Genomic DNA, 19,166 nt, shown 5'->3' on the forward strand with positions numbered 1-19,166 from the left:
GAAATAGGTGAGCTGCGCGGTAAGAATACTGCGCAGCTTTTTTCATTTTTACCGAGAGAAGCGCTAAGAATTTTTAAAAAAATAGGAATCATAAAATCTTGCGCTTTGAGGTAATCGCGCTTATAGTCATTCGCAGGTATTTACTGCTCAAATTTTTAGCAATGTGGTCTCTTGCGGATCTATCAGATTTGCCAGCTTCATGACTGGTACGCTGACACCATGGCGTACTTATAACTCCACCTCACAATTTGCGTAGCTCTCACCCATGTGCACGGCAAGGGTGGACGAAAAGCATTGGCAGTATTGAAATCAAATAATCACATTTAAAAATCAGGAGCAGATCATGGGCGATAAGCTGATCATATTTGACACAACTTTGCGTGACGGCGAACAGTCACCCGGCGCGTCGATGACTAAGGATGAAAAAATTCGTATTGCACGGCAATTGGAACGTTTAAGAGTTGATGTGATTGAGGCTGGTTTTGCAGCAGCATCACAGGGTGACTTTGAGGCGATTCAGGCAATTTCTGCCGCGGTCAGGGAACCGATCATCTGTTCTTTGTCGCGTGCTAATGATAGAGATATTTCTCGCGCAGCAGAGGCGCTAAAGGATGCGCAAAGAAAACGGATTCACACCTTCATTGCGACCTCACCTTTGCACATGGAAAAGAAGCTGCGTATGACTCCGGATCAGGTGTTTGAGCAAGCGAAACAGGCAGTGCGTTTTGCGCGTCAATTTACTGATGACGTTGAATTTAGTCCGGAAGATGGTAGTCGTTCGGATATGGATTTTTTATGTCGCGTGATTGAAGCGGTGATCAATGAGGGAGCGACGACGATTAATTTTGCTGATACGGTTGGCTATGGTGTTCCGGGCTTGTACGGCAATATGCTGAAGTCTCTGCGTGAGCGTATTCCTAATTCCGACAAAGCGATCTGGTCGGTACATTGTCATAACGATCTTGGCATGGCGGTAGCGAATTCGCTGGCCGGTGTGATGATTGGCGGTGCGCGTCAGGTGGAATGTACGATCAATGGTCTGGGTGAGCGCGCAGGCAATACTGCGCTTGAAGAAATCGTCATGGCGGTGAAAACCCGTCGCGACCATTTCAATCTGGATTTTGGCATCGATACAACGCAGATCGTGGCAACCTCTAAGCTGGTATCGCAAATCACCGGATTTGCCGTGCAGCCGAACAAGGCTGTCGTCGGCGCAAACGCATTTGCACATGCCTCTGGCATTCATCAAGACGGTATCTTAAAAGCCCGTGATACTTACGAAATCATGCGTGCGGAAGATGTAGGCTGGAGCGCGAATAAGATCGTTCTGGGTAAATTATCCGGTCGTAATGCATTTAAGCAGCGTCTTGAGGAGCTCGGTATCAAACTCGATTCTGAGGCGGATATCAATGCCGCATTTGCGCGCTTCAAGGAATTGGCTGATCGTAAATCTGAAATTTTTGACGAAGACATCATGTCGCTCGTATCGGACGAGGAGCATGCTCACGATAATGAATACTATCGTTTCGTTTCTCTGGCGCAGCATTCTGAGACAGGGGAGAGACCTGCGGCAAAAATCGTATTTGCGATTGATTCCAAGGAGGTTACTTGCGACGGACATGGCAATGGCCCGGTTGATGCCATCGTTAACGCAATCGAGTCGAAAACCCAGAGCGGTTCCGAATTGTTGCTGTTTTCGGTCAATGCAATTACGACCGGAACGCAGTCGCAAGGCGAGGTCACGATGCGCCTCTCCAAGGCTGGACGTATTGTGAATGGTGTGGGAGCTGACCCGGATATCGTTGTGGCGTCGGCAAAGGCGTATTTGTCTGCCTTGAATAAGCTGCATTCCAAAGTGGAAAAACTGAATCCTCAGATTTAAGCTACGGTTTTGTCTAGTTTTATCCGGTTTTGCCATTAAGCACAGTTTTGATTGCAGGATAAATCTGTGCTATAGTCACGCGTCTTACCATTTTGGTGAGATTATTGTTATCACGATGCTAAGGGTTAGTTCTCTTTGCATCGCATGTTAAGGAAAATCATGTCTTTCGAAAAAAGTACTAAAGCCGCTATCGTTGCGGACAATGCCCGTGGCGCAAATGACACTGGCTCCCCAGAAGTGCAAGTCGCTTTGTTGACTGCACGTATCAATGACTTGAACGGTCACTTCAAGGCACATGCTAAAGATCACCACTCACGTCGTGGTTTGATCATGATGGTTAACCGTCGTAAAAGCTTGTTGTCCTACCTGAAGGGTAAAGACTTGAACCGTTATCGTTCACTGATCGAAAAACTCGGCTTGCGTAAGTAATTCATTGCTATATATTTATTACATAGCAAAAGTGTTGTAGCAGAAAGCCTGCCTCAGTTCGCTGTCGCAGGCTTTTTGTTGTTTGTAGCCGTTGTTTTGAAAATTTTTAGTAGTTGCAACTTGTAGTAAAGCGAATGAATTATTCGCTCGCGGTGAGGTGAACGACAGCGCCTGAAAATCTGTCGGCAAAATAGAAAGGACACATTGTGTTTAATAAAGTTACGAAAACCTTCCAGTATGGTCAACATCAAGTGACACTGGAAACAGGCGAGATCGCTCGTCAAGCTTCTGGTGCGGTCATGGTATCGATTGAAGATACTGTCGTACTGGCAACCGTTGTTGCAAAAAAAGATGCAAAACCCGGTCAAGATTTCTTTCCATTGACTGTTGACTACCTCGAAAAAACCTATGCTGCCGGCCGTATTCCCGGTGGTTTTTTCAAGCGTGAAGGTCGTCCATCTGAAAAAGAAACACTGACTTCCCGTTTGATCGACAGACCTATCCGTCCTTTGTTTCCAGAAGGTTATCTGAACGAAGTGCAGGTCATTGTGCATGTTTTGTCCGTTAATCCTGAAATTGATCCAGATATCGCTGCCATGATCGGCGCATCGGCTGCGATCTGTGTTTCCGGTATTCCATTCAGCGGTCCTGTCGGTGCGGCGCGCGTTGGTTACATCGAGGGTCAATACGTACTGAATCCAACGGCAACTCAGTTAAAAACGTCGGCAATGGATCTGGTTGTTGCTGGTACTGAGCAAGCTGTTTTGATGGTCGAATCTGAAGCGCAGCAGTTGTCTGAAGAAGTTATGCTGGGCGCCGTAGTGTACGGCCACGAGCAAATGAAGGCTGTGATTGACGCAATTCACGAATTAGTCCGTGATGGTGGCAAGCCTGAAGTTGAATGGGTGCCAGCTGCTAAGAATGAGCCTTTGATTGCTGCTGTCAGCGCAGTCGCAGAACCATTATTGCGTGCTGCCTATCAGACCAAAGAAAAACAAGCACGTACCCAATTGCTGAAAGATGCGACAACAACAGTGAATGCTTCTTTGGCTGAGCAAGCTGCAGCTAAGGGTGAGTCCGCTCCTGACTCATCTGAAGTTGGCAATATCTTGTTCGATCTGGAAGCGAAAATCGTTCGTTCCCAGATCCTCGACGGCGAGCCTCGTATCGACGGTCGTGATACCCGCACAGTGCGTCCTATCTCGATCCGTACCGGCGTACTCCCGCGTACTCATGGCACGGCTTTGTTCACCCGCGGTGAAACACAAGCATTGGTGATTGCTACTTTGGGTACGGCACGTGATGAGCAAAAAATTGATGCGTTGATGGGTGAGTACTCAGATCGCTTCATGCTGCATTACAATATGCCTCCGTTTGCTACTGGCGAAACAGGTCGTGTCGGTACGCCTAAGCGTCGTGAAATTGGTCACGGTCGTTTGGCGAAACGCGCATTGCAAGCAGCATTGCCGTCACCGGAAGATTTTAGCTACTCCGTACGTCTGGTGTCTGAAATTACAGAATCCAATGGGTCTTCTTCCATGGCGTCGGTATGTGGCGGCTGCCTGGCTTTGCTGGATGCAGGTGTGCCGATGAAGGCGCATGTTGCCGGTATCGCGATGGGTTTGATTAAAGACGGCAATAAATTTGCCGTGCTGACCGATATTCTGGGTGATGAAGATCACCTCGGCGATATGGACTTCAAAGTGGCTGGTACTGCTGAAGGTATTACTGCCTTGCAAATGGACATCAAAATCCAAGGTATTACAAAAGAAATCATGCAGGTCGCTTTGGCGCAAGCTAAAGAAGGTCGCGTACATATCCTGGCAAAAATGCAAGAGGCTGTGCCTCACGGTAAGGCTGAATTGTCCGACTTCGCACCACGTCTGATTACAGTCAAAATCAATCCTGAAAAAATTCGTGATGTCATCGGTAAGGGCGGTGCGGTAATTCGTGCCCTGACTGAAGAGACAGGTACGCAAATCGATATCAGTGATGAAGGCGTCGTTACTATCGCTTCCGTAGATGCAGCAGCAGGTCAAGAAGCCAAGCGTCGCATTGAAGAATTGACGGCAGAAGTTGAGGTTGGTAAGGTCTATGACGGCACAGTGTTGAAACTGTTGGATTTTGGCGCGATCGTTCAGATCATGCCAGGTAAAGACGGTCTGCTGCACATCAGTCAGATCGCCAATGAGCGTGTGAACGCAGTTGCTGATTACCTCAAAGAAGGTCAGCAAGTGCGCGTTAAAGTGCTGGAGACGGATGATCGTGGTCGTTTCAAATTGTCCATGAAAGCCGCCGTTGCTGAGGGTGAGCAGCCGCAACAGCAGCAACAGCAATAAATTAGTCAAACTCGTTTGACCTGCAAAAAAGCCTGTGTGAAAACGCAGGCTTTTTTTATCGGCTTACAATCATGCATCATGCAATTACACGAATTTTAAGTCAGCCAAATTTCACGCGAATGGAGTAGTCATGCGAGCAATTCAAATTACGCAATATGGCAAGCCAGAAGTATTGCAGTTATGCGAGAGACCTGTTCCGGAGCCGAAGACCGGTGAGGTGTTGATCCGCGTAAAGGCCGCAGGTATTAATCGTCCTGATGTGTTGCAACGCCTTGGCCACTATCCGGTGCCAGCGGGAGCTTCTGATTTGCCGGGACTGGAAGTTGCCGGAGAGATCATAGGTGGGAATTTGCAGAACTCAGGTTTTGTTATCGGTGATAGCGTGTGTGCGCTGGTGCAGGGCGGCGGTTACGCAGAATACTGTATTGCGCCCGTTTTGCAGTGCTTGCCTCTGCCTGCCGGGTTAAGTCCCGTTGAGGCCGCATCATTGCCTGAAACTTATTTTACGGTCTGGAGCAATGTATTTGATCGTGCCAGATTAAATGAGGGTGAGAGTTTGTTGGTTCAGGGAGGTACGTCGGGCATCGGTGTGACGGCGATACAGATGGCCGTCGCCCTGGGGCGCCGGGTATTCGCCACGGCTGGCTCGGATGATAAATGCAGGGCTACGGAGCAGTTAGGTGCCGAGAGGGGGATTAATTATCGTAGCGAAGACTTTGTAGAGATACTGAAATCTTTGACTGCTGGCCGCGGTGTGGACGTCATTCTGGATATGGTGGCAGGGGATTATGTCCCGCGCGAGATTAATTGTCTTGCTGATGATGGTCGTCTGGCAATCATCGCCTTGCTTGGTGGTGCCAAAGCTGAAGTGGATCTGGCTCAGGTGCTGCGGCGCCGGTTGACTATAACGGGATCTACGCTGCGTCCGCGTTCTGTGGCATTTAAGGGGGCAATTGCTGCTAGTCTGCGGGAAAAAATCTGGCCTTTGCTGGAATCTGGTCAAATAAAACCTGTCATTCATCAGATTTTCCCTCTCTCTGATGCTGCTGCGGCACATGCTTTAATGGAGACCAGTTCGCATGTGGGGAAAATTATGCTGCAAGTTTCAGATTCCTAATATTTCTGATATGTAGGGGCAAGATACTCCCGGTATTTTTAATAAAAACCTGGCTGAATGCGCTTAATAGTCAGGTGAGTTAGAAAAATACTGATGGGTAGTATCTATTTAGTGTGTGACTTAGAGGGGTGTTGACGGTGTTACTTTGTAGCTCCTCGAGAAATTTAATGTTGTAGTCCTGATTTGTCTCGGTAGGGGTTTGCCCCTTGTGCATAGAAGGGCTACAATAGACGGTTTATTAAATTTTTGGGCTGCTATGCGACGTAAATTGATTGCTGGTAACTGGAAAATGAATGGCAGTTTCGCTTCTAATGAAGCGCTGTTGTCTGAATTGCGTGCTGGTTTAAGTGCTGGCGCGGCTTGCGATGTTTTGGTTTGCGCGCCGTCACCATATTTGATGCAATGTGCGAATTTGTTATCTGGTAGTGATATTGGCTGGGGTGCGCAGGATGTTTCTGTGCATCTTTCGGGAGCTTATACTGGTGAGGTTTCTGCGCCGATGCTGTCAGACTGCTCTTGTACTTATGCAATCGTTGGTCACTCTGAGCGTCGTGCTTATCATGGCGAAACGGATGAGCTGGTGGCGCAAAAAACCTTGAGGTTGCTTGCGTCCGGCTTGAAGCCGATTGTTTGTGTTGGTGAGACGCTGGAGCAGCGGGAGTTGGGGCAAACCAATTCCGTCGTTTCTGCACAATTGCGGGCGGTGTTGGATGTCATTGATGTGGATGCGCTGACAAATCTGGTAGTTGCCTATGAGCCAGTCTGGGCAATTGGTACAGGTAAGACGGCGACGCCGCAAATGGCGCAGGATGTTCATGCGGTGTTGCGTCAGCAATTGGCGTTGAAAAATCCTCCGGTAGCGGAAAAAGTGCAGATTCTGTATGGCGGCAGTATGAAGCCTGAAAATGCGCAAGAGTTGCTGGCGATGCCGGATATCGATGGCGGCTTGATTGGTGGTGCTGCTTTAAAGGCGGCAGATTTCCTGGCAATTATTCAAGCAGCTTAATTTTTTTGCGACTTGTCATGGTAGGTTCGTTGGTTGATGTGATTAATGATGGGCCGGCATTTTTACTGGCTTATATTTAGTTTTAAAATTAATTAATTTAGGTGTTTTGAATGCATACTTTGTTTACGGTAGTTGTGGTTATTCAGGTTTTGTCCGCGCTGGCAATTATTGGTCTGGTGCTTTTGCAGCACGGCAAGGGCGCTGATATGGGCGCTTCATTTGGCTCAGGTGCTTCCGGTAGTTTATTTGGCGCGACGGGCTCGTCTAACTTTTTATCTAAATCGACAGGCATCGCCGCCGCAGTATTTTTTGGCGCGACCCTCGCTCTGGCATTCATAGGTGGCAATCGCACTAGCACTGGTGGTGTGCTGGATAATTTGCCTACGGCGGCAAAAGTAGTACCGGCGTCGGCAGCTGCTTCGGCCAGCTCGGTTGCTGCTCCTGCTAATGCAGCGGGTCAAGCTAATCAAATACCGAAATAAAACGGTTTTACTCTGCAAAAAACGTTGAATGTCTGCAATTGTGCGTTGAACAATTGCGCTAGACATAGTAGAATGCAGGGCTTAAGCCGACGTGGTGAAATTGGTAGACACGCTATCTTGAGGGGGTAGTGGCGAAAGCTGTACGAGTTCGAGTCTCGTCGTCGGCACCAAAAAAATACGACCAGTTTTCTTGCTGGTCTGGTCGGAGGGGTGGTGGTAATGCTCCTCTTGCTTTTAGAGTGAATCACTTCAATGTGGCGTTCAAATACAGGTAGCCTAACGTGAACCTCGAAAATTATTTCCCTGTTCTTCTCTTCATTCTGGTTGGTATTGCGGTTGGTGTAGTTCCGCAAATTCTTGGTCGCATTCTTGCTCCATTTAAACCGGATAGTCAAAAAACATCTCCATACGAATGTGGCTTTGAAGCCTTCGAAGACGCACGTATGAAATTTGATGTGCGTTATTACCTGGTTGCGATTCTGTTTATCCTGTTTGATCTTGAGACAGCTTTCTTTTTTCCTTGGGGCGTAGCAATGCGTGACCTGGGTTGGTCTGGTTTCTTGATAATGCTGGGTTTTGTCCTGGAATTCGCAGTTGGTTTTTGGTACATCTGGAAAAAGGGCGCCCTGGATTGGGAGTGATCGATTATGGCAATTGAAGGTGTATTGAGCGAAGGCTTCGTCACTACGACGGCTGATAAGCTAATTAACTGGACGCGCACAGGCTCGATGTGGCCAATGACTTTTGGTCTGGCTTGTTGTGCGGTCGAAATGATGCATGCAGGTGCGTCGCGATATGATCTGGATCGTTTCGGTGTGGTGTTTCGTCCATCGCCGCGCCAGTCGGATGTGATGATTGTGGCCGGAACGCTGTGCAATAAAATGGCGCCCGCTTTGCGTAAAGTGTACGACCAGATGGCCGAGCCTCGTTGGGTTATTTCCATGGGATCGTGTGCCAATGGTGGTGGTTATTATCACTACTCTTACTCCGTGGTGCGTGGTTGTGATCGTATTGTGCCAGTTGATATTTATGTGCCAGGTTGTCCGCCAACTGCAGAGGCTCTGTTGTACGGCATTATTCAGTTGCAAAACAAGATCAAACGCACCAATACGATTGCGCGCTAATCTGTTCAGTTCAAGCGAATTTAGGGCGGCACTTACACTATGACTACAAAATTAGAAATCCTCGAGGCAGCGGTAAAAGATGTCTTGGGCGATCGTTTGCTGCAATCCACTATGGCTTTGGGTGAGCTGACCGTTGTGGTCGCGCCTCAGGTCTATTTGCAGGTCATGCAGGATCTGCGTGATCACTCTTCCACTGCTTTCGAGGAATTGATTGATTTGTGTGGCGTTGATTATTCAGCATATGGCGATGGTGAATGGACTGGCGCACGTTTTGCTGCAGTGTCTCACTTGCTGTCGATTAAGCATAACTGGCGTTTGCGCGTCCGGGTATTTGCTGCTGACGATGAAATGCCAGTTTTGCCATCCGTAATCGACGTCTGGAATGCCGCAAACTGGTATGAGCGCGAAGCATTTGATTTCTTTGGTATTTTGTTCGACGGTCATAATGATTTGCGTCGCATTTTGACTGATTATGGTTTTATCGGTCATCCTTTTCGCAAAGATTTTCCTGTATCTGGTTATGTTGAAATGCGTTATGACTCTGAACAAAAGCGCGTTGTCTATCAGCCCGTTACGATAGATCCGCGTGAAAATGTGCCGCGTATCATTCGCGAAGAGCACTACGGAGTGAAATAATGGCTGAGATTAAAAATTACACACTGAACTTTGGTCCCCAACATCCCGCTGCCCACGGTGTCCTACGTCTGGTGCTGGAGTTGGATGGCGAGGTGATTCAGCGTGCCGATCCGCATATCGGTCTGTTGCATCGTGCGACCGAGAAGTTAGCTGAGCAAAAAACTTTCCTGCAATCGGTTCCATACATGGATCGTCTTGACTATGTGTCGATGATGGCCAATGAGCACGCCTACGTCATGGCAATTGAAAAAATGCTTGGCTTGGAAGTGCCTTTGCGCGCGCAATACATCCGCGTAATGTTCGACGAAATTACACGTTTGCTGAATCATTTGCTGTGGATAGGTGCGCATGCATTGGACGTCGGTGCGATGGCAGTATTTTTATACGCATTTCGCGAGCGTGAAGATTTGATGGACTGCTATGAGGCAGTGTCTGGCGCGCGTCTGCATGCTGCTTACTATCGTCCAGGTGGTGTATATCGCGATTTGCCAGAGCAAATGCCGAAGTTTACAACATCGCAATTAAAGAACGACAAAGCAATGCGTGCCCTGAACGAAAATCGTCAGGGTTCTCTGCTCGATTTTATCGAAGATTTTACAAATCGCTTTCCGACCTATGTTGACGAGTATGAGACTTTGCTGACGGACAATCGTATCTGGAAGCAACGACTGGTTGGTATCGGTGTCGTTTCTCCTGAGCGTGCTAAAGCAATGGGCTTTACTGGTCCGATGTTACGTGGTTCCGGCATTGAGTGGGATCTGCGCAAAAAACAGCCGTATGAAGTTTACGACTTATTGGATTTCGATATTCCCGTTGGTGTTAACGGCGATAGTTATGATCGTTATCTGGTACGCGTAGAAGAGATGCGTCAGTCAAACCGTATCATCAAGCAATGTGTCGAATGGCTGCGTAATAATGCTGGTCCGGTGATTACAACAAATCACAAAGTCGCACCGCCTTCACGTGTAAATATGAAGTCCAATATGGAAGAATTGATCCATCACTTCAAATTATTCACTGAAGGCTTTCATGTTCCGGCTGGCGAAGCTTATGCTGCGGTAGAGCATCCAAAAGGCGAGTTCGGTATTTACCTCATGTCTGACGGCGCGAACAAGCCGTATCGCTTGAAAATCCGTGCTCCTGGATTCGCACACTTGCAAGGACTGGATGAGATGGCAAAGGGTCATATGATTGCCGATGCGGTGACGATTATCGGTACGCAAGATATTGTGTTTGGTGAGATTGACCGCTAGATTACTCAATCAAAGCGTGTCAACAATAGAGGCAAAAGCTATGGTGTTATCAGAGCAGGCATTTAAAAAAATTGACCGGGAATTGGCAAAATTTCCAGGTGACCAACGTCAGTCTGCCGTCATGGCGGCTTTGGCGATTGCACAGGATGAAACTGGTTGGATCTCGCCGGAAGTGATGCAAACTTTGGCTGATTACATCGGTATGCCTGCAGTTGCAGTACAGGAAGTTGCAACCTTTTACAATATGTACAATACCAAGCCAGTTGGTAAATTCAAAATTTCAGTTTGTACGAACTTGCCATGCGCCTTGTCTGGTGGTGAGCGCGCAGCGCATCATCTGAAGGCAAAATTAGGTCTTGATTATAAAGATACCAGTCCTGATGGTTTGTTCACGCTTGTTGAGGGGGAATGCATGGGTGCATGCGGTGATGCGCCAGTCATGCTCGTCAATAACAAGCGTATGTGCAGCTTCATGTCGAATGATAAAATCGACTCACTGGTTACGGAACTCACAGAGGCGGGCAAATAATGACGAGTCTGCATAATCGCCATATTAATCCTTTAATTCTTGCCGGCTTGGACGGCAAAAACTGGCATCTGCAAGACTATGTTGCACGCGGTGGCTACCAGTCCTTAAAACGCATTCTTGATGAAAAAATTCCGCCAGAGCAGGTAATCGCTGAGCTGAAGGCATCTTCTTTGCGCGGTCGCGGCGGTGCAGGTTTTCCTACGGGTTTGAAGTGGAGCTTCATGCCACGTCAATATCCCGGGCAAAAATATCTGGTCTGCAATACCGATGAAGGCGAGCCCGGTACGTTCAAAGATCGCGATATTATCCGCTACAACCCACATGCATTGATTGAGGGTATGGCAATCGGTGCCTACGCTATGGGCATTACGGTCGGTTATAACTACATCCACGGTGAAATTTTCGCTGACTATGATCGCTTTGAAGAAGCGATTGAAGAGGCACGCGCCGCCGGTATGCTCGGTGACAAGATTCACGGTTCTGAATTTTCTTTCCAGTTGCACGCATTCCATGGTTATGGTGCGTATATATGTGGTGAAGAGACGGCCTTGCTGGAATCTTTAGAGGGTAAAAAAGGTCAGCCACGCTTTAAGCCGCCTTTCCCTGCGAGCTTTGGCCTGTATGGCAAACCAACCACCATCAATAACACCGAAACGTTTGCAGCAGTCCCGTTTGTCTTTGCCATGGGCGGTGAAAAATACGCAGCTCTAGGTAAGCCAAACAATGGCGGCACTAAGATTTTCTCCATGTCTGGCGATGTGGCTAAACCGGGTAACTACGAAGTTCCGCTTGGTACACCGTTTGCGACTTTGCTGGAGCTCGCGGGTGGCATGCGTGATGGAAAGAAAATTAAAGCAGTTATTCCTGGTGGCTCATCCATGCCAGTATTGACCGGCGACGTGATGATGGCAACAGATATGGACTATGATTCGATCGCTAAAGCAGGTTCGATGCTGGGTTCCGGTGCTGTGATTGTGATGGATGAAACCCGTTGCATGGTCAAGTCGTTACTGCGTTTGTCTTACTTCTATTTTGAAGAGTCTTGCGGTCAATGCACACCTTGTCGTGAGGGTACGGGCTGGCTCTATCGTATGGTGCATCGCATCGAACACGGGCAGGGCAGGGCAGATGATCTCGACATGCTGAATTCGATTGCGGACAATATTCAGGGACGTACTATTTGTGCCTTGGGTGATGCTGCTGCGATGCCAGTACGTGCCTTCATCAAGAATTTCCGCGAAGAATTTGAATATCACATCGAGCATAAACATTGCTTGGTTCCCGCTTACATTTAAGCCAGCTCAGGTAGCGTACTTCAGAGTAAACCATGGTTGAAATCGAAATAGACGGCAAAAAAGTTGAAGTGCAAGAAGGCAGCATGGTAATGGATGCTGCCAACAAACTTGGCACATATATTCCGCATTTTTGCTATCACAAAAAATTATCCATTGCGGCGAACTGCCGTATGTGTCTGGTCGAAGTGGAGAAGGCGCCTAAGCCTTTGCCTGCTTGCGCGACTCCTGTAACTGCCGGCATGATCGTGCGCTCTAACAGCGATAAGGCGGTTAAAGCACAAAAAGGCGTGATGGAATTCCTATTGATTAATCACCCTCTGGATTGTCCGATTTGCGATCAGGGTGGCGAATGTCAATTGCAGGATCTGGCAGTAGGATATGGTTCCACTAGTTCACGTTATGAAGAGGAAAAACGGGTAGTTTTTCATAAGAATGTCGGTTCATTGATTTCTATGGAAGAAATGAGCCGTTGCATTCACTGTACCCGATGTGTTCGTTTTGGTCAGGAAATTGCCGGTGTGATGGAGCTGGGCATGTTGGGTCGCGGTGAGCATTCCGAGATCACTTCTTTCGTTGGCAAGACCGTTGATTCCGAGTTGTCCGGCAACATGATTGATCTTTGTCCGGTTGGCGCATTGACATCCAAGCCTTTCCGTTATTCAGCACGCACCTGGGAATTATCCCGTCGTAAGTCGATTAGCGCACATGATGGACTAGGGGCCAATTTGATTGTTCAGGTGAAGAACAACAAAGTGATGCGTGTCGTACCTTTGGAAAACGAAGCGGTCAATGAATGCTGGATTTCCGACAAGGATCGCTTTGCTTATGAAGGTTTGAATAGCGAAGAACGCCTGACTAAGCCAATGATTAAACAAGGTGGCCAGTGGCAGGAAACTGACTGGCAAACAGCCTTGGAATATGTAGCGCATGGCTTGCGTAACATCAAACATGAACACGGCACTGCGGCTATTGCGGCAGCAGCCACGCCAAGTTCGACCTTGGAAGAGCTCAGTTTGCTACAAAAGCTTGTTCGTGGTCTGGGTTCTGATAGTGTGGACTTCCGCTTGCGCCAGTCTGATTTCTCGTTAGAGAGCAAAGTAGTACCTTGGCTGGGTATGTCGATTGTTGATTTTGCGCAATTGAAGAATATTTTTGTCATTGGTTCCTTCTTGCGTAAGGACCATCCTTTGCTAGCGGCACGTTTGCGTCAGTCGGTCAAAATGGGTGCTAAGTTGAGTGTCCTGCATGCGACAGACGATGAGTTGCTGATTAAATTGGCAAACAATGCCGTGCTCGCGCCGTCTGCCTGGTTGAATTTCCTCGCTGAGATTGCAGTTGCTGTCGCTGTTAAAAAGGAAATCGCAAAACCGACTGGCTTTGAGCAAGTCCAAGCTTCTGAAAAAGCAGCATTGATTGCTGATGGTATCTTGAAAGCTAATGCGGGCGTATTCTTGGGCAACGCTGCTGCACAGCATCCTGATGCGGCAAAGCTACACGCTTTGTCACAATGGATTGCGCAGAATGCTGGTGCAAGTTTCGGTTATCTGACCGAAGCCGCGAATACGGTTGGCGGATATCTTGCCGGAGCTGTGCCAAATAATGCGGCGAATGCGCAAAACTTATTTGCACAAGCAAAAAAAGCATATGTGCTTTTGCATGCAGAACCTGAATTAGATTGTGCTAATCCTCAGCAAGCAAGGTCTGCCTTGGATCAGGCTGAAATGGTTGTTTCTTTGTCTGCCTACAAACACGGTTTAGATTACGCTGATGTATTGCTGCCAGTATCGCCCTTTACGGAAACTGCCGGTACTTTCATTAATTGTGAAGGTCGCGTACAAAGTTTCCATGGCGTTGTGAAGCCGCTGGGTGATACCCGTCCGGCTTGGAAAGTATTGCGCGTGCTCGGCAATCTGCTTGACTTGCCTGAGTTTGAGTTCGAAACTTCCGAGGCAATTCGCGATGCTTTGCTGGGCAAGGATGTCGCGACGGTAGTGACAAGCCTCAATAATATGGGTACTGCTGGCGTTCCTGTGCTGGCGGGTGATGCTATTTCTCAGGGCCTGGAACGTATTGCCGACGTGTCGATTTACAGTACGGACGCCATTGTCAGAAGATCTGAGTCCTTGCAAAAAACCAGAGATGCAAAGACGCCTGAAGTTCATCTGAGTGCGGCGCAGTTTGCAAAGTTAAGTTTAAAAGACGGCGATTACGTTAAGATCACTCAAGGTCAAGGTTCTGCAGTATTGCCAGCGGTTTTGGGTAAAAACTTACCTGATAATGTAGTCCGCCTTGCTGCAGGTCATATCTTGACTAAGTCATTAGGTCCAATGTTTGGTGCAGTTACTGTGGAGCGTGCGTAATGAACTTATTACTCACTATTCAGACATACGGACAGCAATATCTGGGTGCCTTATGGCCTCTGGTATGGACTCTCGTGAAGATAGTCTGCATCACTTTACCTGTAATGGGCTGTGTTGCTTACCTGACCTTATGGGAACGTAAGATGATAGGCTGGATGCATATCCGTCTTGGCCCGAATCGTGTGGGTCCCGCTGGCTTATTGCAACCAATCGCTGACGCACTGAAATTATTGCTTAAGGAAATCATCGTTCCTGCCAAAGCCAATAAAGTATTATTTATTCTGGCTCCGATCATGACGATTATGCCGGCATTGGCTGCTTGGTCAGTGATTCCATTCGGACCGGAAACAGTACTGGCAAACGTTAATGCCGGTCTTTTGCTAGTAATGGCGATTACTTCGATGGAAGTCTACGGCATCATTATTGCTGGCTGGGCATCCAACTCAAAGTATGCTTTTCTCGGTGCGATGCGGGCGTCTGCGCAAATGGTTTCGTATGAAATTGCGATGGGCTTTGTACTGGTCATCGTACTGATGGTCTCTGGCAGTTTAAATTTGACAGATATCGTGAATAGTCAAACTCATGGCTTTGCTGCCAGCCACGGGTTGAATATTTTTTCATGGAACTGGTTGCCTTTATTGCCAGTATTCGTAGTCTATGTCATTTCAGGTATTGCTGAAACGAACCGTCATCCGTTCGACGTGGTTGAGGGTGAGTCAGAGATTGTTGCTGGTCATATGGTGGAATATTCAGGGATGTCATTTGCAATGTTTTTCCTTGCTGAATATGCAAACATGATCTTGATTTCTGCAATGGCCTCTCTGATGTTCCTTGGTGGCTGGTCTGCACCGCTAGGTTTCTTGGATTTCATTCCAGGCTGGATCTGGCTTGGCATCAAGACTTTCATCGTAGTTTCCATGTTTATCTGGGCACGCGCATCTTTCCCTCGCTATCGCTATGATCAGATCATGCGTCTGGGCTGGAAAGTATTTATTCCGCTAACCCTAGTGTATCTGGTGATTGTCGCAGCATGGATGCAAACTCCATGGAATATTTGGAAGTAAGAGGCTAAAAAAATGGAAGCAATCAAGGATTTTTTTGGCAGCCTGATGCTGCGCGAATTACTAAAGGGACTGGCTTTGACTGGTCGCTATATGTTCGCACGCAAAATTACAGTGCAATTCCCAGAAGAAAAAACACCGCAATCCCCACGTTTTCGTGGCTTACATGCCTTACGTCGTTATCCGAACGGAGAAGAGCGTTGTATCGCCTGTAAGTTGTGTGAAGCAGTTTGTCCAGCAATGGCAATTACGATTGAATCTGACCAACGGGAAGATGGTTCACGTCGTACGACGCGTTACGATATCGATTTAACTAAATGCATTTTTTGCGGATTTTGCGAAGAATCATGTCCGGTAGATTCGATTGTAGAAACTCACGTATTGGAATATCACGGTGAAAAGCGTGGTGATTTATATTTCACCAAAGAAATGCTGTTGGCTGTAGGTGATCGCTACGAGACAGAAATCGCTGCCGCCCGCGCCGCTGATGCGGCTTACCGTTAATTCGGTATAACTAGGATTTAGCTCGCTATGGAATTTACCACTGCTTTATTTTATGTGTTTGCTGCGATTCTGATTTTCGCATCGATTCAAGTTATTACCGCACGAAGTCCGGTACATGCTGCATTGTTTTTAGTTCTCGCTTTTTTTACTGCTGCAGGTATCTGGTTGTTGTTGAAAGCTGAATTTTTGGCGATTGTACTGGTTCTGGTGTACGTTGGTGCTGTGATGGTGTTGTTCCTGTTTGTTGTGATGATGCTTGACATTAATATGGATAAGTTACGTCAGGGCTTCTGGAGTCATTTCCCTCTTGCTGCTTGTGTGGGTGTAGCTATTGTTCTGGAAATGTCAGCAGTGTTATGGCGCGGATTTTTGCGCCCTGATAATCATGTTCCTGCTGCATCAGACAATATTGGCAATACCAAGTCATTAGGTATAGAAATCTTTACTCATTATATGTTCGCTTTTGAGGTTGCTGCTGCGATCCTTTTGCTAGCGATCGTAGCCGCAGTCGCGCTGACTTTACGTCGTCGTAAAGATAGTAAATATTTTGATCCTGCCGAAGCCGTCAAAGTTAAGCGTAATGACCGTGTTCGCATGGTCAGTATGGTTGCCGATTCTGACCGTGCCCGCGACAGAGCTGGTTTGGGCGTAACAACAGAACAGACAGAGGCGTAAATGACTTTAACATTGACACATTACCTGATATTAGGTGCGATTTTATTCGCGATCTCTATCGTCGGTATTTTTCTGAATCGCAAAAATATTATCGTTCTATTGATGGCAATCGAGTTGATGCTGCTTGCTGTTAACATGAATTTCATCGCGTTCTCGCATTATCTTGGTGATGCAGCAGGACAGATTTTTGTATTTTTTATTCTGACCGTGGCTGCTGCAGAATCTGCGATTGGTCTGGCTATCCTAGTGGTGATGTTCCGCAATATGGATACCATTGATGTAGAAGATCTGGATGCGCTCAAAGGATAACGAGTTTTGCCGGTTGCCTTGTTGTGATCTTTGGACACAACGACAACCAGATTAAACTCACTGGCGATTTAAAAAAAGTAATAAGCTAACAAAGGGTCATCATGGCGGGGCAACTTAACCCACATTTACTACTGGCTGTACCATTGGCACCTCTTGCGGGTTCTGCCATTGCGGGTCTGTTAGGTACAAAATTTTTTGGCAATCTGGTAGGTCGTAAGGTATCTCATACTGCGACTATTTCAGGCGTGTTGATTGCGTTCATTATTTCTTGCATGACTTTGTCAGCAGTGGCGGATGGCGCAACTTATAACGGTACTTTATATCAGTGGATGCAAGTCGCAGGTTTGAAGTTGGAAGTCGGATTTTTAGTCGATAGTCTGACTGCGATGATGATGTGTGTCGTCACTTTCGTTTCTTTGATGGTTCACATCTACACAATTGGTTATATGCAGGATGACGAGGGCTATAACCGCTTCTTTTCATATATTTCCTTATTTACGTTCTCGATGCTGATGCTGGTCATGAGCAATAACTTCCTGCAGTTATTCTTCGGCTGGGAAGCGGTTGGTCTGGTCTCTTACTTGCTGATCGGTTTTTGGTATACCAAACCAACTGCGATTTACGCAAATATGAAAGCCTTCCTGGTGAATCGCGTCGGCGACTTTGGTTTCATTTTGGGAATTGGTTTGTTGTTAGCCTATGCAGGTTCGATGAACTATGCGGAAGTGTTTGCTAAAAAAGAAGAACTGGCGAAGGTTTTATTGCCGGGAACAGATTGGATGCTGATTACTGTTGCGTGTATCTGCTTGTTTATCGGTGCAATGGGTAAATCTGCGCAATTTCCTTTGCATGTATGGTTGCCAGATTCCATGGAAGGTCCCACGCCAATTTCTGCCTTGATTCACGCTGCAACGATGGTGACGGCAGGTATTTTCATGGTATCGCGCATGTCGCCGTTGTTTGAATTGTCTGATACCGCCTTATCCTTTATTTTGGTCATCGGCTCGATTACCGCGTTGTTCATGGGATTCCTGGGTATCATCCAGAATGACATCAAACGCGTCGTGGCGTATTCAACTCTGTCGCAGCTAGGCTATATGACCGTTGCTCTGGGTGCTTCCGCTTACTCCGTAGCTGTATTTCACCTGATGACTCATGCGTTTTTTAAAGCGTTATTGTTCTTAGCCGCCGGTTCCGTGATTATTGGTATGCACCATGATCAGGATATCCGCAACATGGGTGGCTTGCGTAAATATATGCCAATTACCTGGATTACCTCTTTGCTTGGTTCCTTAGCATTGATTGGGACACCGTTTTTCTCTGGTTTCTATTCCAAAGATAGCATTATTGAAGCGGTACAGGCATCCCATTTGCCAGGTGCAAGCTTTGCGCAATTTGCGGTACTTGCCGGTGTGTTCGTGACCGCTTTTTATTCTTTCCGTATGTATTTCCTGGTGTTCCACGGGAAAGAGAATTTTGGTCATGTGCATCATCATGACGATCATGAGGCAGATGCGCATGATGACCATGATCATCATCACGGTTTGGCGCCGGGTCAAAAACCACATGAGTCACCAATGGTTGTCTGGTTGCCCCTAGTCTTGCTGGCTATTCCCTCTGTCCTGATAGGTTTCCTCGCGATAGAGCCAATGTTGTTTGGTGAGTTCTTCAAGGGCGTTATTTTTGTTGATGAAGCGCATCATGCGATGGAAGAGCTTAAACACGAATTCCATGGCCCGGTAGCAATGGCAATACATGCACTGACATCTCTGCCATTCTGGTTGGCTCTGGCTGGCGTGGTGACTTCTTATGTGTTTTATATGGTTAAGCCATCAATTCCTACGGCGATTAAAAAGAACGTCGGTCCAATCTACGCTCTGCTTGACAATAAATATTACATGGACAGATTCAATGAGATCGTCTTTGCTGGTGGCGCACGCTTACTGGGTGGTGGTTTGTGGAATGTCGGCGATAAAAGCTTGATTGATGGTCTAGTCGTTAACGGCAGTGCCAAACTGGTTGGATGGTTGTCTAAGGGAGTGCGTTTGTTGCAGACTGGTTATCTGTACCACTATGCGTTTGTGATGATTCTTGGAGTATTAGGCTTCTTGTCTTACTTCATGTTTCCCTTCATGTTCCCGTTAGCTAAATAAGTAATTCATAAA

At 47.3% G+C, this 19,166-nt stretch carries 18 protein-coding genes and 1 tRNA gene; all 19 read left to right on the forward strand.

The genetic code is table 11. The features are described from left to right. Positions 1-343: 343 nt before the first annotated feature. The 19 genes from ACO0K3_RS08175 to nuoL all read left to right on the forward strand — a co-directional run bounded on the left by ACO0K3_RS08175 (position 344) and on the right by nuoL (position 19,154). Positions 344-1,882 carry a 2-isopropylmalate synthase gene (locus ACO0K3_RS08175; RefSeq protein ID WP_422983549.1) on the forward strand — a complete coding sequence of 513 codons (1,539 nt, stop codon included), beginning with the start codon at positions 344-346 and terminating at the stop codon, positions 1,880-1,882. Positions 1,883-2,041: 159 nt separating this feature from the next. Continuing rightward, positions 2,042-2,311, forward strand: a complete 270-nt coding sequence (gene rpsO, locus ACO0K3_RS08180; RefSeq protein ID WP_422960357.1) for a 30S ribosomal protein S15 — start codon at positions 2,042-2,044, stop codon at positions 2,309-2,311. Positions 2,312-2,517: 206 nt separating this feature from the next. Next, positions 2,518-4,650 (forward strand): polyribonucleotide nucleotidyltransferase, encoded by a 2,133-nt coding sequence (gene pnp, locus ACO0K3_RS08185; protein WP_422983551.1) that lies wholly within the window; start codon positions 2,518-2,520, stop codon positions 4,648-4,650. Between the two features lie 130 nt (positions 4,651-4,780). Next, positions 4,781-5,767: an NAD(P)H-quinone oxidoreductase gene (locus ACO0K3_RS08190; RefSeq protein ID WP_422983553.1), complete on the forward strand. Its 987-nt coding sequence runs from the start codon at positions 4,781-4,783 to the stop codon at positions 5,765-5,767. Positions 5,768-6,023: 256 nt separating this feature from the next. Further along, positions 6,024-6,773, forward strand: a complete 750-nt coding sequence (tpiA, locus tag ACO0K3_RS08195; protein ID WP_422983555.1) for a triose-phosphate isomerase — start codon at positions 6,024-6,026, stop codon at positions 6,771-6,773. A 110-nt stretch (positions 6,774-6,883) separates the two neighbouring features. Beyond that, positions 6,884-7,255, forward strand: a complete 372-nt coding sequence (gene secG / locus ACO0K3_RS08200) for a preprotein translocase subunit SecG (RefSeq protein WP_422983557.1) — start codon at positions 6,884-6,886, stop codon at positions 7,253-7,255. 85 nt (positions 7,256-7,340) lie between these two features. Beyond that, positions 7,341-7,425 (forward strand) — tRNA-Leu (locus ACO0K3_RS08205). Between the two features lie 111 nt (positions 7,426-7,536). Then, entirely contained in the window at positions 7,537-7,896 is a 360-nt protein-coding gene (locus tag ACO0K3_RS08210) for an NADH-quinone oxidoreductase subunit A (RefSeq protein WP_422983559.1), read from the forward strand. A gap of 6 nt (positions 7,897-7,902) precedes the next feature. After that, positions 7,903-8,379, forward strand: a complete 477-nt coding sequence (locus tag ACO0K3_RS08215) for a NuoB/complex I 20 kDa subunit family protein (protein ID WP_262835880.1) — start codon at positions 7,903-7,905, stop codon at positions 8,377-8,379. A 39-nt stretch (positions 8,380-8,418) separates the two neighbouring features. Continuing rightward, positions 8,419-9,015, forward strand: coding sequence for an NADH-quinone oxidoreductase subunit C (locus tag ACO0K3_RS08220; RefSeq protein WP_422983561.1), 597 nt, complete (start codon positions 8,419-8,421; stop codon positions 9,013-9,015). Further along, the gene (locus tag ACO0K3_RS08225; protein ID WP_422956059.1) at positions 9,015-10,268 is read left to right on the forward strand and encodes an NADH-quinone oxidoreductase subunit D; all 1,254 of its coding nucleotides are present in this window, start codon (positions 9,015-9,017) and stop codon (positions 10,266-10,268) included. The genes ACO0K3_RS08220 and ACO0K3_RS08225 overlap by 1 nt, the downstream gene beginning before the upstream one ends. 40 nt (positions 10,269-10,308) lie before the next feature. Then, positions 10,309-10,797, forward strand: a complete 489-nt coding sequence (gene nuoE, locus ACO0K3_RS08230; protein ID WP_422983563.1) for an NADH-quinone oxidoreductase subunit NuoE — start codon at positions 10,309-10,311, stop codon at positions 10,795-10,797. After that, positions 10,797-12,092, forward strand: coding sequence for an NADH-quinone oxidoreductase subunit NuoF (nuoF, locus tag ACO0K3_RS08235; protein ID WP_422960365.1), 1,296 nt, complete (start codon positions 10,797-10,799; stop codon positions 12,090-12,092). Before nuoE ends, nuoF begins: the two co-directional genes overlap by 1 nt. Positions 12,093-12,124: 32 nt before the next feature. Continuing rightward, on the forward strand, positions 12,125-14,452 hold the full coding sequence (nuoG, locus tag ACO0K3_RS08240; RefSeq protein ID WP_422983565.1) for an NADH-quinone oxidoreductase subunit NuoG: 2,328 nt from the start codon (positions 12,125-12,127) through the stop codon (positions 14,450-14,452). Then, on the forward strand, positions 14,452-15,516 hold the full coding sequence (gene nuoH / locus ACO0K3_RS08245; RefSeq protein ID WP_422983567.1) for an NADH-quinone oxidoreductase subunit NuoH: 1,065 nt from the start codon (positions 14,452-14,454) through the stop codon (positions 15,514-15,516). The genes nuoG and nuoH overlap by 1 nt, the downstream gene beginning before the upstream one ends. 12 nt (positions 15,517-15,528) lie before the next feature. Continuing rightward, positions 15,529-16,017, forward strand: a complete 489-nt coding sequence (gene nuoI / locus ACO0K3_RS08250) for an NADH-quinone oxidoreductase subunit NuoI (RefSeq protein ID WP_422983569.1) — start codon at positions 15,529-15,531, stop codon at positions 16,015-16,017. 27 nt (positions 16,018-16,044) lie between these two features. Next, positions 16,045-16,692, forward strand: coding sequence for an NADH-quinone oxidoreductase subunit J (locus tag ACO0K3_RS08255; RefSeq protein WP_422983571.1), 648 nt, complete (start codon positions 16,045-16,047; stop codon positions 16,690-16,692). After that, positions 16,693-17,001: an NADH-quinone oxidoreductase subunit NuoK gene (gene nuoK, locus ACO0K3_RS08260; protein ID WP_262835889.1), complete on the forward strand. Its 309-nt coding sequence runs from the start codon at positions 16,693-16,695 to the stop codon at positions 16,999-17,001. Between the two features lie 101 nt (positions 17,002-17,102). Then, on the forward strand, positions 17,103-19,154 hold the full coding sequence (gene nuoL / locus ACO0K3_RS08265; protein WP_422983573.1) for an NADH-quinone oxidoreductase subunit L: 2,052 nt from the start codon (positions 17,103-17,105) through the stop codon (positions 19,152-19,154). Positions 19,155-19,166 lie beyond the last annotated feature (12 nt).

The sequence above is a fragment of the Undibacterium sp. Rencai35W genome (genome assembly GCF_049340185.1).
GTDB lineage: Bacteria > Pseudomonadota > Gammaproteobacteria > Burkholderiales > Burkholderiaceae_D > Undibacterium.

Coding starts and splice junctions, on each gene's coding strand:
- rpsO (WP_422960357.1), top strand. CDS start 2,042: ATGTCTTTCGAAAAAAGTACTAAAGCCGCTATCGTTGCGGACAATGCC.
- ACO0K3_RS08190 (WP_422983553.1), top strand. CDS start 4,781: ATGCGAGCAATTCAAATTACGCAATATGGCAAGCCAGAAGTATTGCAG.
- ACO0K3_RS08255 (WP_422983571.1), top strand. CDS start 16,045: ATGGAATTTACCACTGCTTTATTTTATGTGTTTGCTGCGATTCTGATT.
- ACO0K3_RS08225 (WP_422956059.1), top strand. CDS start 9,015: ATGGCTGAGATTAAAAATTACACACTGAACTTTGGTCCCCAACATCCC.
- nuoH (WP_422983567.1), top strand. CDS start 14,452: ATGAACTTATTACTCACTATTCAGACATACGGACAGCAATATCTGGGT.
- nuoF (WP_422960365.1), top strand. CDS start 10,797: ATGACGAGTCTGCATAATCGCCATATTAATCCTTTAATTCTTGCCGGC.
- ACO0K3_RS08220 (WP_422983561.1), top strand. CDS start 8,419: ATGACTACAAAATTAGAAATCCTCGAGGCAGCGGTAAAAGATGTCTTG.
- nuoE (WP_422983563.1), top strand. CDS start 10,309: ATGGTGTTATCAGAGCAGGCATTTAAAAAAATTGACCGGGAATTGGCA.
- nuoK (WP_262835889.1), top strand. CDS start 16,693: ATGACTTTAACATTGACACATTACCTGATATTAGGTGCGATTTTATTC.
- ACO0K3_RS08175 (WP_422983549.1), top strand. CDS start 344: ATGGGCGATAAGCTGATCATATTTGACACAACTTTGCGTGACGGCGAA.
- secG (WP_422983557.1), top strand. CDS start 6,884: ATGCATACTTTGTTTACGGTAGTTGTGGTTATTCAGGTTTTGTCCGCG.
- ACO0K3_RS08215 (WP_262835880.1), top strand. CDS start 7,903: ATGGCAATTGAAGGTGTATTGAGCGAAGGCTTCGTCACTACGACGGCT.
- nuoI (WP_422983569.1), top strand. CDS start 15,529: ATGGAAGCAATCAAGGATTTTTTTGGCAGCCTGATGCTGCGCGAATTA.
- nuoG (WP_422983565.1), top strand. CDS start 12,125: ATGGTTGAAATCGAAATAGACGGCAAAAAAGTTGAAGTGCAAGAAGGC.
- nuoL (WP_422983573.1), top strand. CDS start 17,103: ATGGCGGGGCAACTTAACCCACATTTACTACTGGCTGTACCATTGGCA.
- tpiA (WP_422983555.1), top strand. CDS start 6,024: ATGCGACGTAAATTGATTGCTGGTAACTGGAAAATGAATGGCAGTTTC.